This is a genomic window from Bradyrhizobium sp. LM2.9, assembly GCF_054056555.1.
Map to the genome: position 1 here is coordinate 911,501 of NZ_JBSRYJ010000002.1, position 12,449 is coordinate 923,949.

Sequence of the window (12,449 nt, forward strand, 5' to 3'; positions counted from 1 at the left end):
CAGACTCGTGTGTATCTCTTTGTTGTTGTATTGCACGTCAGGACGGCGGCTTTTCCACTGAGGGCATGACGTACAGCAGCCACTTCTTCATCCGGATCGTGACCTTCGAAATGACGTGCGTGGCCTTGCCCTTCTGCGTATAGATCGCCGCTGATCCGCCTGACCCAAGTGACAGCTTGCGGGCTATGGCATCGTCGCTGAAATTGATCCGCACTGCATAAAGCCCGTCGGATCCGATCCGCGCTGCGTTCGGTATTGTGCCGCTGGTTGTGAATTGACCTCCCCCAGTTGCCGGAATCACGTAGTCTACTTTTCCAAGGAAGAGGCGGCCCGGATACGGGTTGAGCACCATTTCCACGTCATCGCCGGGCTCGACATTCGAGAGCCAATTCTGCGGAAACACGGCGGCTACGGCCGTATCGGACACGTTGACGAATGTTCCGGCTGCAGCAAGCGGCATCGGCACAAGCATGGTTCCGATCTGCACCTGCCAATTGGTAACATATCCATCGCCTGGCGCCGTCATCTTGCACTGGGCCAAGTTGAACCGCGCGTCATCGAGTTGCGCTTCAACGGCCGGAACGTTGCTTTGAGCCGTTTGCACAACGGCTTCGGCCTGTTGCGCAGAAGCCTCCGCTTGCGCAAGGGCCGCTTCGGCCTGTTGAACGGCGGCTTCCGCCTCCTGACGTTCCTGCGTTGCCTTGGCTACGTGAAGCTGACTAATGGCCGCTTTGTCCGCGCGCTGAATGTTGAGGGCGATTTGCTCCTGGGTTTTTGCAAGTTCGTCAGCAGCCTTCGCTTTTACGAGACTGGCCTGCGCATTCGGTATGGCCGTCTTTGCGGTCGCGAGCGCAGCTTCGGCTTGCCTTACGTTGGCCTTCGATGCAGCCAACTGCGCCTCGACCTGGTTCACCGTGTACTTGTACGGCGCCGGATCGATTTCCAGCAGCAAGTCACCTTTCTTCACTCGTTGATTTGCCTCGGCGTGGATCACCTTGACTTGCCCTTTGACGTAAGGGACGAGCTGCACCACGTACTGGCTGGTCACCATCTTGTCCGTAATCGGCGCCGACTGCGTCCAGACCACCACGACGCCGCCGATCATGAACACACCTGCGACGATCAAGCCTGCAATCAGATAGGCCGTGGGCTTGAGGCGCAGGACCTTGAACAGTACGAGAACGAGTGCAACGTAGACGATGATCAGGATTGCGATCACGGTCGTGTCTCCCTCTCCACCGAGTGCTGCCGTGAGGCTGCCACGGCGTCTCTTTCGACGTTACCCGGCTCAGGGGCGTTCTTTCCAGACTTCAGTCCGAACGGCTTCGTGAACGCCCATACGAAAGCTACCGGCCACAGCAACCCACCAGTCGCGATCCCGACCCAGCTCATGGCATTGATCGCGCTGGCTTGGGGTGATTCCATTTGCGAGCGAGCTGGCCTGGAAGTTTGCCTAGATTGACGACGATTAGGACGCCAACAAAGATCAGAACAGCGAATACGACAAACGCGAATGCGTCCAATGCACCGAACGAAGAATCCACTGCCAGCACTCCAAGTAGGACTAAGCCATCGGATTCGGCGCAATTACTCGCAGTTCAATCCCGTCGACCGAGCCAGCCGAGGATTGGCTTAATACGGGTGCGCTTTGGTTTGACGAAGGACATACCCGACCAGAACCATCTTTGAGCCTCGTCGAGGAATGGTCATACCGAACTCCTGCGCTTCGGAAAAAAACCGCAACGTTGAAGAGGCCGCGCTGCGGCCATGCCCGCGGGCCACAGCAATGATGGAGGACAACCGCCTTCCGGGGCTATGCATTTTCGGCCGACGACATAATTATCGTTCGAGGGCCATGAGGGAACGCTTCAATTGTCCGGTTCGGGGTCAAAGGCTGACATCAGCTTGGAGCTGCTCCGGCATGAAAAAACCCGCGGCGGATTTCTCCGCGCGGGTTCTACGAATTCTCGATAGTGGCATTCTGCCAGTGTTTTGCCCGACGTGTCAAAGCTGAACGGCGCGGCGCTCTGCACGGCCGGCTTAGTCCGAGACCGGGTGCTCGGCACGAGCTCAGAATTGCAAATGATTTCAGTGCCCGCGCTACTGTGCATGGGGTTGTTTTTCAGTTTTTATTTTTGCGGTGCCGAAGCGGTGCGCGTCAGCGCCGTCCGCGCGGCGCTTCGGCCTTGGCCGGCTGCTCGGTCTGCGGTCCGCAGCTTGCGGCAGCGAGGGTTGCCTGCGCCTGCTGCATCAGACCCGGCTCGGGCGCCAAAGCCTTCATCACGATCAGGCCGGTGGTAGCAGGGGAATCGATGATCAGGCGGTCGGCGGCGGTGATCTCTTCGTCCTCGGGCAGCTCGTTGTGCTGCGGCTCGGTCATCAGGTCGAGCTCGATCACCTTCTTGCCGGCCGAGCGATCGTTGATGGCGTAGTAGGCGATTTCGTTGCGGGTGTAGAACGACACCGACGTGTAGGCCTGGCTGACGGGCACGGTCAGCTTGATCGGTCCGTTCGACAGGTCGTAGCGGCAGATCGCGAGCGCAAAGGCTGGGTCCATGAACGGCATCGGCGAGGTGTTGGGATCGGCGAGGGGAAGCTGCGTGACGGCGTTGAGCTTTGTCATCGGCGTCAGCCGCGAATAGGCGTCCTGGGTCGCGATCCGCGGCAGCGCCAGCACGCTGACCAGATGGACCACGAGGCCCAGCACCACGCCGGTAACGATGGTGAACAGCAGCCGGATCATGAGCAGCCCACCGTCGTGATCGTGGGCATCGGCGCATCGCGCTGGGTGCGCGTGGCAACGCCGACCGGGGTGTCGTAGAGCCGCAGCATCAGCGCATAGCGCTCGATGCCGCCGGTCGGCAGCCAGTTGCCGGCGCGCGAGCGCGAGGCGATGCGGATCTCGAACGAGCCGTCGGACTGGCGCACGATCTCTTGGCTGGTGAAGCCGTAGCGCTGCAGCGAATTGGCGACCAGATGACCCTTGCGGTCGTACAGCGTCAGCGTCCAGAACCGCGCCGGCGGCGTCACCCCGGAGACCACGACATCGCAGCGGCCGTCGAGCACCTTCTTCTTGTCGTCGGCGGTTGCGGTGAAGGCGACGCCGTCGCCGGTACCGATCGGCAGCTCGCCGTTGCGCACGATGGTGGCGCGCGAATAGGGATCGACGTCGGCAGTGCCGGTGCGCGGGCGCGCGGTCCAGGGGCCGATGGTCAGCGCGCCGATCTCGGTGCCGCGTGTCGTCGTCATCCAGGTCGCGCCGACGCCCACGACGGTTGCGAGCAGAAGGGCCGTCAATGTGATCAGGATCAGCCGCACTTGGTTCGATCAGTTCTTGCGCGGGACGGATGCGTTCGCATTCTCTTCCGCATAGTTCTGCGGGAAGGCGAGCGCGCTTGTCGCCGAGGCGGGGTTGGCCGCCTTGGGGTCGTTGCTGGTTGATTTGGTCGCGGTCTTGGCGGCGTCATCCAAAAGCTTCTCGACACGAACAAGGACGTCGGCGCCGCGCTTGGTCAGCACCGGCGGCGGACCGGGCTTGGTCTCCAGCACCTTCGGTGACGCGTTGGCTTGCGCGTTGGCGATTGGCTCCCGCGGCAGTTTCTGGCCCATGCCGACGCCGGGGATTTCCCGGACCTCGACGCCCTGATGCGCCGCGAGCATGATGTCGTGCCAGGTCTGCGCCGGCAGCGAGCCGCCGGTCATGCGGTTGGTCGGCGAATAGTCGTCATTGCCGTACCAGACCGCGCAGGTGAAGTTGCCGGTGTAGCCGACGAACCAGGCGTCGCGATAAGCATTCGTGGTGCCGGTCTTGCCCGCGGTCGGAATGCCGTCGAGGGCTGCACGGCGCGCGGTGCCTTCGCTGACCACGTGGCTCATCATGCCGGCCATGTCGGCGGCGACGGAGGCGGGGATCGCCTGCCGCGGCTTCGGACCGTCGCGGTCCCAGCGCCAGACCGGATCGCCGGCGCCGGTGCGCACTTCCAGCACGGAATGCGGCGTCACGGCCTTGCCGCGGTTCGGGAACGTCGCATAGGCGACGGCATGCTCGAGCACGGTGACTTCGTCCGAGCCGATCGGCAGCGACGGCGTGTCGGGCAGCGGCGCCTTGAGGCCGAAGCGACGGGCGACCTCGACGATCTTGGCGCGGCCGATCTTGGCCGGGTTCGGCGCCTTCGGCTGCTCCTTCTGGCCGATCGCGATCGACAGTTTGACGGGAACCACGTTGATCGAGCGCGTGATCGCCTGCGTCAGCGTCACCGCGCCGGAATAAGAATGGCCATAATTCTGCGGGCACCAATTGCCGATGCAGACCGGGCCGTCGACCACGATCGAATTCGGCGTGAAGCCGTTGAGGAGCGCGGTGGTGTAGACATAGGGCTTGAACGACGAGCCCGGCTGGCGATAGGCGTCGGCGGCGCGGTTGAACTGGCTGGCGCCGTAGTCGCGGCCGCCGACCATGGCGCGGATGCCACCGTCGAGATCGGAGACGACGGTCGCGGCCTGGGTCGCGTGATAATCGCGGCCGAACTGGCGCAGCTGGTTCTCGACCGCGTCTTCAGCCGCCTTCTGCACATTGGCGTCGATCGCAAGCCGCACCACGAAGACGCGCTCGGTGTAGGATTTCGGGAAGGTGTCGACCAGCTTGCGCATCTCGTCGAAGGCGTAGTCGAGATAATAGTTCGGCGACGCCTCGTCGCGGCGGTCGACCGCGAAGGCGGGGTTGCGGCGGGCGCCGAACACCTGGCCCTCGGTCATGAAGCCGGCGTCGACGAGGTTGTCGAGCACGACGTTGGCGCGGGCGCGCGCCGCGGGCAGGTTGATGTGGGGCGCGTATTTGGTCGGTGCCTTGAACAGGCCGGCGAGCATCGCGGCTTCGGCAAGCGTCACGTCACGCGCCGACTTGTTGAAGTAGAAATGCGCGGCGCCGTCGACGCCGAAGGTACCGCCGCCCATATAGGCGCGATCGAGATACAGTTTCAAAATCTCGTTCTTGGTCAGGCGCCATTCCAGCCAGACCGCGAGAAAGGCTTCGTTGACCTTGCGCTCGATGGTGCGCTCGTTGCTCAGGAACAAATTCTTGGCGAGCTGCTGCGTGATCGAGGAGCCGCCCTGGCGGACGCCGCCGGCCTGGGCGTTGGTGACGAGCGCGCGCCCGGTGCCGGCGATGTCGATGCCGAAATGCTCGTAGAAGCGGCGGTCTTCGGTCGCGAGCGTCGCCTTGATCAGCACGTCCGGAAAATCTTCCAGCGGGATCGAGTCGTTATGCTTGATGCCGCGGCTGCCGATCGGATTGCCGTAGCGGTCGAGGAAGGACACCGCGAGGTCGGACTTCTTCAGCCAGTCCTCGTCCGCAGTCTCGCGGAAGGCGGGAATGGCGAGCGTGAGCATCACGACCAGACCGCCGAGTCCGATGGTCGCAGCCTCTGACAGCGGCTCGATGAACACCCAGCGCTTCCATCGCCCCACATAGAAGCGGTCCATGAAGGTCGAGTAGCGCTCGTAGAGCTCGCGGATGCCCTTGGCCGAGGAGAACAGCGAGGAGTCGATGCGCGCATCGAGGTCCAGGAAGAAATTCCGGACTTTCTGCTTCCAATGCGATGGTATGATCTGGCGCACCTAGAACCCTTGAGGCTTGGTTCGAAAGCGTTCAAGCACCCGGCCGGGGCGGCATCGAGACGTCTTGCGGGAGTGTTGCGGCAAACCCAAGGCGCCCGGCTAGCGCCTCGGGGGACTTGCTGTTCCTTCTAGCCGAGCAGGGCCTATAAACCAATGGTCACGCTCGCGATTTTGAATAACAGGCCTAATTGACCCCGGTTCATTACGGGCCTCACGCGGGCGCTGCTTGCAGCCCCACGGCCGCACGCCCTAGATGACATGAACCGTAGCTCTTTCGAACTTTTGTTGAGGCCCATGACCGCAGCTCCCAAACGACCTTCAGGCCAGGAAGGATTCTTCTGGAAAACCAAGACGTTGGAAGAGATGTCGGGGCCCGAATGGGAAAGCCTGTGCGACGGCTGCGGCCGCTGCTGCCTGAACAAGCTCGAGGAAGAGGGTACCGGCGACATCTATTTCACCCATGTCGGCTGCAAGCTGCTCGATGGGGCGACCTGCGGCTGCAAGGACTACCCGAATCGTTCCGACAAGGTTCCTGACTGTGTTCGCCTGACCCCCGCCAATGTCCGCACCCTGAACTGGCTGCCGCCGAGCTGCGGCTACAAGCTCGTCGCCGAGGGCCGCGACCTCTATTGGTGGCATCCGCTCGTGTCAGGTGATCCGAACACCGTGCACGAGGCCGGCGTCTCCGTACGCGGACGGGTCGAGGGCAGCGAGGAGCAGATCCCGGACGACGAGCTCGAGAACCACATCGTGCAATGGCCGGCGCAACTGCCGAAGCGGGCGCGCCTGAAGCGACGTCCGAAGGACTGATCCGGCGGGGATTTGGATCACGTCTTCGGGAAGACCGTGAGGTGGGATGCACCCATGCGCGGCAGTGCCTGCCCGAGAAGAACTTTGCTGTCTACATTGGGCTGCATAGAACGAATCCTTCGCGGCGTTGCGCCGCCTCATGGCTTCCGGTCGAGATGAACAAGTTCGAGCGGCAGAGCAGTTCTGCCGACATCCAGACATTGCCCGACGACATCGCCGAGGAATTGTCCCGCCTGCCGTCCGAGGTCTTGAGCGTCGATGACGCTCCGTCACTGGCGCCGCCGGCGCCGCTGTCACAGGACGAGGTCCGCACCATCGTCATCAGCCTGATGCTGACGATGTTTTTGGCTGCGCTCGATCAGACCATCGTCGCCACCGCGCTTCCGACCATCGGACGCCAGTTCCACGACGTCTCCAATCTCTCCTGGGTCATCACCGCCTATCTGCTCGCCTCGACCGCGGTTGCGCCGGTGTTCGGGTCGCTGAGCGACATCTACGGCCGCCGCGTCATGATCATCATCTCGCTCAGCCTGTTCGTCGCGGGCTCGCTGCTGTGCGCGATCGCGCCGAACCTGCCGATGCTGATTCTTGCGCGCGGTCTTCAGGGACTGGGTGGCGGCGGCATCATGCCTGTCGTGCAGACCGTGATCTCCGACGTCGTGAGCCCACGCGAGCGCGGCCAGTACCAGGCCTACTTCTCCAGCGTCTGGATGGTGGGCGGCATTCTTGGCCCGGTCATCGGCGGCGTGTTCGCCGAGCATCTGCACTGGTCGATGATCTTCTGGATCAATGTGCCGCTCGCGGCCGCGGCGATCGCGCTGCTGCTGCCGAGGATGAAGAAGATCCCGGTGTTCCACCGCAAGCGCAAGGTCGACTGGCTCGGCGGCGTGTTGTTGATGGCCTCCGCCGTCGTCTTCATGCTGGTGCTGACCTGGGGCGGCACGCGCTTCCCGTGGCTCTCGCCGACCGTGCTTGCGATGGTGGGCGGCGCCGTCGCGCTCGCGGTCACCTTCGTGTGGCATGCGCGTCGTGCGGACGAGCCGTTCCTGCCGCTGCCGCTTCTCGGAGGATCGGTTGCCCCGTTCGGGCTGGCGGCCGGCGGTTGCGCGCTCGGTGCGATCACGGGCCTCACGGTGCAGCTCCCGCTCTATTACGAGGCGGTGTATCATCTCAGCGCCAGCGAGGCGGGCCTTGCGCTGATTCCGCTCGCGGCCGTCTCGACCATCGGTGCGGCCGTCGCCGGCCGCACCATGGCGCGCGCCAAGCACTACAAGCGCGTCGCCATCGTCGGAACGTCCTGGGCTGCGCTGTGCGGCCTCGGCCTCACCTTGACGACGCTGCCGCTATGGGCCCTGCTGACGCTGATGGCTGCGTTTGCGCTTGGCCTCGGCACCACCTTTCCGGTCTGCGTGGTCTCGGTGCAGAATTCGGTCTCGCGTCCACAGGTGGGCACCATCACCGGCGCATTGAACTTCTTCCGCTCGCTGATGTCCTCGTTCACGGTCGCGGCGTTCGCGGCCATCCTGCTCATCGCGCTCGGTGCCGACATTCCGCTCGCCGGCGAGCATCACGTCGCGGGGAGCGTCGCAATCCCGGCCGACGACATGCGCCACGCGTTCCGCTACGTTTTCGGCGCCGCGACGGCGCTGATGACCGGCGCCGCCCTCTGCCTGATCATGATGGAAGAGCGGCCGCTGGCCGGCCCCACCGTCGCCCAGCAGGTCGAGATGGCGGAGTAGGGATTAGCCGCCGCGATCGTCGTAGGGATCGTCCCCGGCGTCGCCCGTCTTCCGCGCCTTCGCCGCAAGCTGCTCTTTAAGCCGCGCCAGTGCGTCGGCGGACCAATCACGGACATCGGTGACCGCGACCCAGGCATCGACGTAATGCTCGGGCGCGTAGACATGGCCAAAGCCCATCGGCGTGCCGTTTGCGACCGCCATGTCGAGGGCGAGCTGCAGCATCGTGACGATGGGATACCAGCGCAGTTCCGGCGACACGTCCGGCCCGCGCGGTGCGCTCATCCAGGCCGGGGCCCGATAGGCGTCGCGGTAGGCGAAGAACGTGATCGCGTCACTGGCATATTGCAGATAGACGATCCGCATCGGACCCCAGGGCGCGTCAACCGGCACCGTCGGTCCATTTTGATTCATGAAGCGCACGAAGCGGCTGTCGCGAAATTGCGGCAGCCATGCCGGCGAGCCCGGATTGCGGTTCGCGGTGACCGAGCGCCAGATGCGGCTCTCGAACGGTGGCCCGCTCCAGAGCGCGCCGGCGATGGGATCGCCGATCGTCTCGAACAGTTCTGCCGATTTCTCCGAGTTCATGGCGCCAAGGCTAAGCCCATGCAAATACAGCTTCGGCCGTTTTTCCTTCGGCAGCGTCGTCCAATAGCCGTAGATTTCCGCGAACAGCGCGCGCGCAGCCTCCGCGCCGTATTCTGGCTGAAACAGCAGTGACAGCGGGCTATTGAGATAGGAGTATTGCATTGCGACGCTTGCGACATCGCCATGGTGGAGATATTCGACGGTATCGATTGCGGACGGATCGATCCAGCCGGTGCCGGTCGGCGTGATGACGATCAGGATTTTGCGGTCGAAGCCGTGCTGCCGCTTGAGCTCGTCGAGCGCAAGCCTGGCGCGCGCCTGCGCGGTGTCGCGGCTGCCGAGGCCCACATAGACGCGCAGAGGGTCCTGCGCAGGCCTTCCCGTGATTGCACCGATGTCTGTTGCGGTCGGACCTGAGGCGATGAATCGGCGGCCCGTACGCCCGAGCTCTCTCCAATTTACCAGCGATGCCGCGCCTCCTGTTCGACCGGGATCGGTCGGCTGCGGCCGCTCGGGCTCGTGCAAGGCATCGAGTTCACGGAAGGACGAATCAAGCGCGTTGAACGCCATGCGGACCAGGATGTTGCTGGCGATCGCCCAGAACAGCAGGCCTGCAACGAGCACGCCGATGACGTTCGCGATCCTCCGCGGCATGAGGCGCCGTTTGCGTGCGGCAAGGAAGCGGGCGACAAGCACAAACAGCCGCCCCAGCGCCAGCAGCACCGCGAACGTGACTATGGCAATGACGCAGACCTTGAGTGGATGCGCGGTCTCGACCGGGGCCATCTTCATCACACTGCGGATCGAATTCTGCCATTCGGTTGTGCGCCAGAGGAAGACGATGACGAGGAGCAGGCAGCCGACTGCCGCCAGCGCATTCGCAATTGTTCGTGCGCGCGCCGACGGTTCGGGCAATTCGAGATAGTGCCACAGCCGGCGCCACAGGACGCCGGCGAGGTAGCCGATCGCGAAGCAGCCGCCGGCAAGCGCACCTTGCGTGAGATAGCTGCGCGGGATCAGCGTTGGCGTGAGCGCGGCCGCGAAGAACAGCGCGCCCAGAATGAGGCCGACGCCGGACAGCGAGAGCAGTTGCCGCCGAAAGAACCACGCGAGACCCTTCAAGACACCCTCCCGGTAACGCTATCCCTTGTTGTTCTCCGCAAAGCGGCTCTTGCGCGGCAGCAGAATCCTGAACTCCGTGAACGCGCCGGGCTCGGTCGCGACGTCGATCGTGCCGCCGTGCTGCTTTACCACGATGTCGTGGCTCATCGACAATCCGAGGCCGGTGCCTTCGCCGGCCGGCTTGGTGGTGAAGAACGGATTGAACATCTTCTCCTTCACCTCGTGCGGGATGCCGGTGCCGTTGTCGCGGATGCGGATCTCGATGCTGTCGCCGCGATCGCGCGTCGTGGCGGTCACGACCGGATCGTAGTCGCCGGCACCATTGTCCGCCTTGCGCTTGGCGACCGCGTAAAAACCGTTCGAGATCAGGTTCAGCAGCACCCGGGTAATCTCCTGCGGAAACACTTCCGCTTGCCCGGCCGCGGGATCGAGCTCGCGCTTCAGCGTCACGTCGAACTGCGGCTTCTCGGCGCGGGCGCCGTGATAGGCGAGGTTGAGGCTCTCTTCGACCAGCGCGTTGATGTCGCTCAGCCGATGCTCGCCGCCGCCCTCGCGGGAATGCAGCAGCATGTTCTTGACGATAGAATCGGCGCGCGTTCCGTGCTGCACGATTTTCGCGAGGTTGTCCTTCAGAAGCCCGGTCAGCTCGTCGACTTCGCTACGGACGTCGTCCGCGAGCGGGACAGGCGCGAGCGCCTCGTTCAGCTCGTCGGTCAGCTCGGCGGAGAGCGACGCAAAATTGTTGACGAAGTTGAGCGGGTTCTTGATCTCGTGCGCGATGCCGGCGGTGAGCTGGCCGAGCGAGGCCAGCTTCTCGGTCTGGACCAGCCGGTCTTGGGCGGCGCGCAAATCGTCGAGCGATTTGGCGAGCTCCCTGGTGCGGTCCTGCACCTCGTTGAACAGCCGCGTGTTCTCGATGGCGATCACGGCCTGGTCGGCAAAGGTCTTGAGCAAGGCGACCGCCTTATCCGGGAAAGGACCGGCCTCCGGCCGCGTCACGCCGATAGTGCCGATCGCAACGCCGTCGCGCAGCATCGGGATCACGAGGATGCTGCGATAGCCTCTGGTCCGCGCCAGTTCCCTCATGGCGTCCGTGAGGTCGGGCTCGTTCTGCATGTCGCTTCGGAATGCGAACTCTCCGCTCGTCGCCACCCGGCTGTGAATGCCGGATGCCGACAGCGGCGCGGGGAACGAGCTGAGCAGATCTGCGTTGCCGGCCTCAACGTCAGTGGTAAAGGCCGCCAGATGCAGCAGGCCGTCGATGACGCGGGTGACCGTGGAGGAATGTCCGCCGATCAGCGTCTTGGCGCTGTCGGAGATCGCCTGGAACACCGGCGTCACGTCCGCGGGCGAGGCCGCGATCACCTTGAGGATGTCGGCGGTCGCGGTCTGCCGTTCCAGCGCTTCCCTCGTGGCGTTGAACAGGCTGACATTCTTGATCGCGATCACCGCCTGGTCGGCGAAGGTCTGCAGCAGCCGCACATGATGCTCGCCGAAAGCGCCCGTCGCTCGCCGCGTGGCGATGATGATTCCAATGGCCTCGCCGTCGCTCATCAAGGGTGCGAACAGCATGCTGCGGTAGCCGCGGGCGCGCGCGATGTCGCGGGCCGCCGGGTTCGAGCTCGGTGTCGGGCAATTGCGCCGCCGCACCATGGGCCACGAGCTGGTAGGGCGGGAACTGCGCGAACGGCACCGGGAACGAGGACTGGAGCACGCGATCGCCGGCTGGATCGGTCGGCGTGAACGCCGCAAGGTGCGCGGCGCCGTCGATATAGCGCAGCACCGCGGTGGAGAAGCCGCCGATCAGCCGGTTGGCGTTGGCGGCGATGGCGTCGAACACCGGCTGTACGTCGGACGGTGAGGCGGCCATCACTTTCAGAATGTCGGCGCTGGCAGTCTGGCGCTCCAGCGTCTCGCGCGTCTCGTTGAACAGGCGCGCATTCTCGATCGCGATCACGGCCTGGTCGGCAAAGGTCTGGAGCAGCTGCACGAGGTCGGCCGCGAACGCGCCGGGCTCGGCGCGCGTGACGCTGATCATGCCGACTGGAGCACCCCGGTTCATCAGCGGCATGAACAACACGCTGCGGAAGCCACGCAGCCGTGCAAGGTTCCGGTTCAGCTCCGGGACGTCCGCAGCTTCGCTATCTGGAAACTGGATCGTCTCGCCGCCACGCACCAGGGCGAAGGTTGGAAAGTCGGCAATCCTGCGCGGGAACGAGGCCTTGAGCCCTTCGTCCGCCTCGGGGCTCGTTGGTGTAAACGCCACGAGGTGCAGCTCGTCGCCGATGAATTGAAGCACGGTGGCGGAGAAGCCGCCGAGCAAATGCCTGGAGCTGGACGCAATCGCCTCGAAGACCGGCCGGGCATCGGACGGAGAGGCCGCGATGGTGCGCAAGATCCCGGCGCTGGCGCGCTGACGATCGTGCGCAATCGCAAGCTCGCTGCGAAGCTGCGCGTTTTCGGCTGAGGCCGATTGTAACAGGCGCTCGAGTTCCTCAATGTCGTTGGTAGGGCTGGTCATTCGCAATCCGGCTTGATGCAGCGACATGCGCGGCACTAGGGCGGATTATCACATCT

7 protein-coding genes and 1 pseudogene are annotated in these 12,449 nt (G+C 64.2%); 2 read left to right on the forward strand and 6 right to left on the reverse strand.

Translation table 11 applies throughout. The features are described from left to right. Positions 1 to 37: 37 nt before the first annotated feature. The 4 genes from ACVWW3_RS05775 to ACVWW3_RS05790 form a co-directional block, all read right to left on the reverse strand. Complete coding sequence (locus ACVWW3_RS05775) at positions 38 to 1,219, reverse strand: HlyD family secretion protein (RefSeq protein ID WP_456650645.1); 1,182 nt, start codon at positions 1,217 to 1,219, stop codon at positions 38 to 40. 939 nt (positions 1,220 to 2,158) lie between these two features. Beyond that, positions 2,159 to 2,743 (reverse strand): DUF1254 domain-containing protein, encoded by a 585-nt coding sequence (locus tag ACVWW3_RS05780; RefSeq protein ID WP_247349934.1) that lies wholly within the window; start codon positions 2,741 to 2,743, stop codon positions 2,159 to 2,161. Beyond that, the gene (locus ACVWW3_RS05785; RefSeq protein ID WP_247447744.1) at positions 2,740 to 3,318 is read right to left on the reverse strand and encodes a DUF1214 domain-containing protein; all 579 of its coding nucleotides are present in this window, start codon (positions 3,316 to 3,318) and stop codon (positions 2,740 to 2,742) included. Before ACVWW3_RS05785 ends, ACVWW3_RS05780 begins: the two co-directional genes overlap by 4 nt. A 9-nt stretch (positions 3,319 to 3,327) precedes the next feature. Further along, a complete protein-coding gene (locus tag ACVWW3_RS05790) occupies positions 3,328 to 5,616 on the reverse strand; it encodes a transglycosylase domain-containing protein (RefSeq protein ID WP_247447743.1) in 2,289 nt (762 codons plus the stop codon). Between the two features lie 294 nt (positions 5,617 to 5,910). Here ACVWW3_RS05790 and ACVWW3_RS05795 point away from each other — a divergent pair, with 294 nt between their 5' ends. Together ACVWW3_RS05795 and ACVWW3_RS05800 are read left to right on the forward strand one after the other, a co-directional pair. Further along, complete coding sequence (locus ACVWW3_RS05795; RefSeq protein WP_354047161.1) at positions 5,911 to 6,426, forward strand: YcgN family cysteine cluster protein; 516 nt, start codon at positions 5,911 to 5,913, stop codon at positions 6,424 to 6,426. A gap of 155 nt (positions 6,427 to 6,581) precedes the next feature. Beyond that, complete coding sequence (locus ACVWW3_RS05800; RefSeq protein WP_456650644.1) at positions 6,582 to 8,165, forward strand: MDR family MFS transporter; 1,584 nt, start codon at positions 6,582 to 6,584, stop codon at positions 8,163 to 8,165. A 3-nt stretch (positions 8,166 to 8,168) separates the two neighbouring features. On the opposite strand, the gene ACVWW3_RS05805 is transcribed toward ACVWW3_RS05800, so the two are convergent. Continuing rightward, positions 8,169 to 9,872: an alpha/beta hydrolase gene (locus ACVWW3_RS05805; protein WP_456650643.1), complete on the reverse strand. Its 1,704-nt coding sequence runs from the start codon at positions 9,870 to 9,872 to the stop codon at positions 8,169 to 8,171. Between the two features lie 18 nt (positions 9,873 to 9,890). Beyond that, positions 9,891 to 12,393 (reverse strand): annotated as a pseudogene (locus tag ACVWW3_RS05810) (GAF domain-containing protein). Positions 12,394 to 12,449 lie beyond the last annotated feature (56 nt).

Excerpts from the sequence above, each read along its gene's own strand:
- ACVWW3_RS05795 (WP_354047161.1), top strand. The coding sequence starts at position 5,911 with ATGACCGCAGCTCCCAAACGACCTTCAGGCCAGGAAGGATTCTTCTGG.
- ACVWW3_RS05780 (WP_247349934.1), bottom strand. The coding sequence starts at position 2,743 with ATGATCCGGCTGCTGTTCACCATCGTTACCGGCGTGGTGCTGGGCCTC.
- ACVWW3_RS05800 (WP_456650644.1), top strand. The coding sequence starts at position 6,582 with ATGAACAAGTTCGAGCGGCAGAGCAGTTCTGCCGACATCCAGACATTG.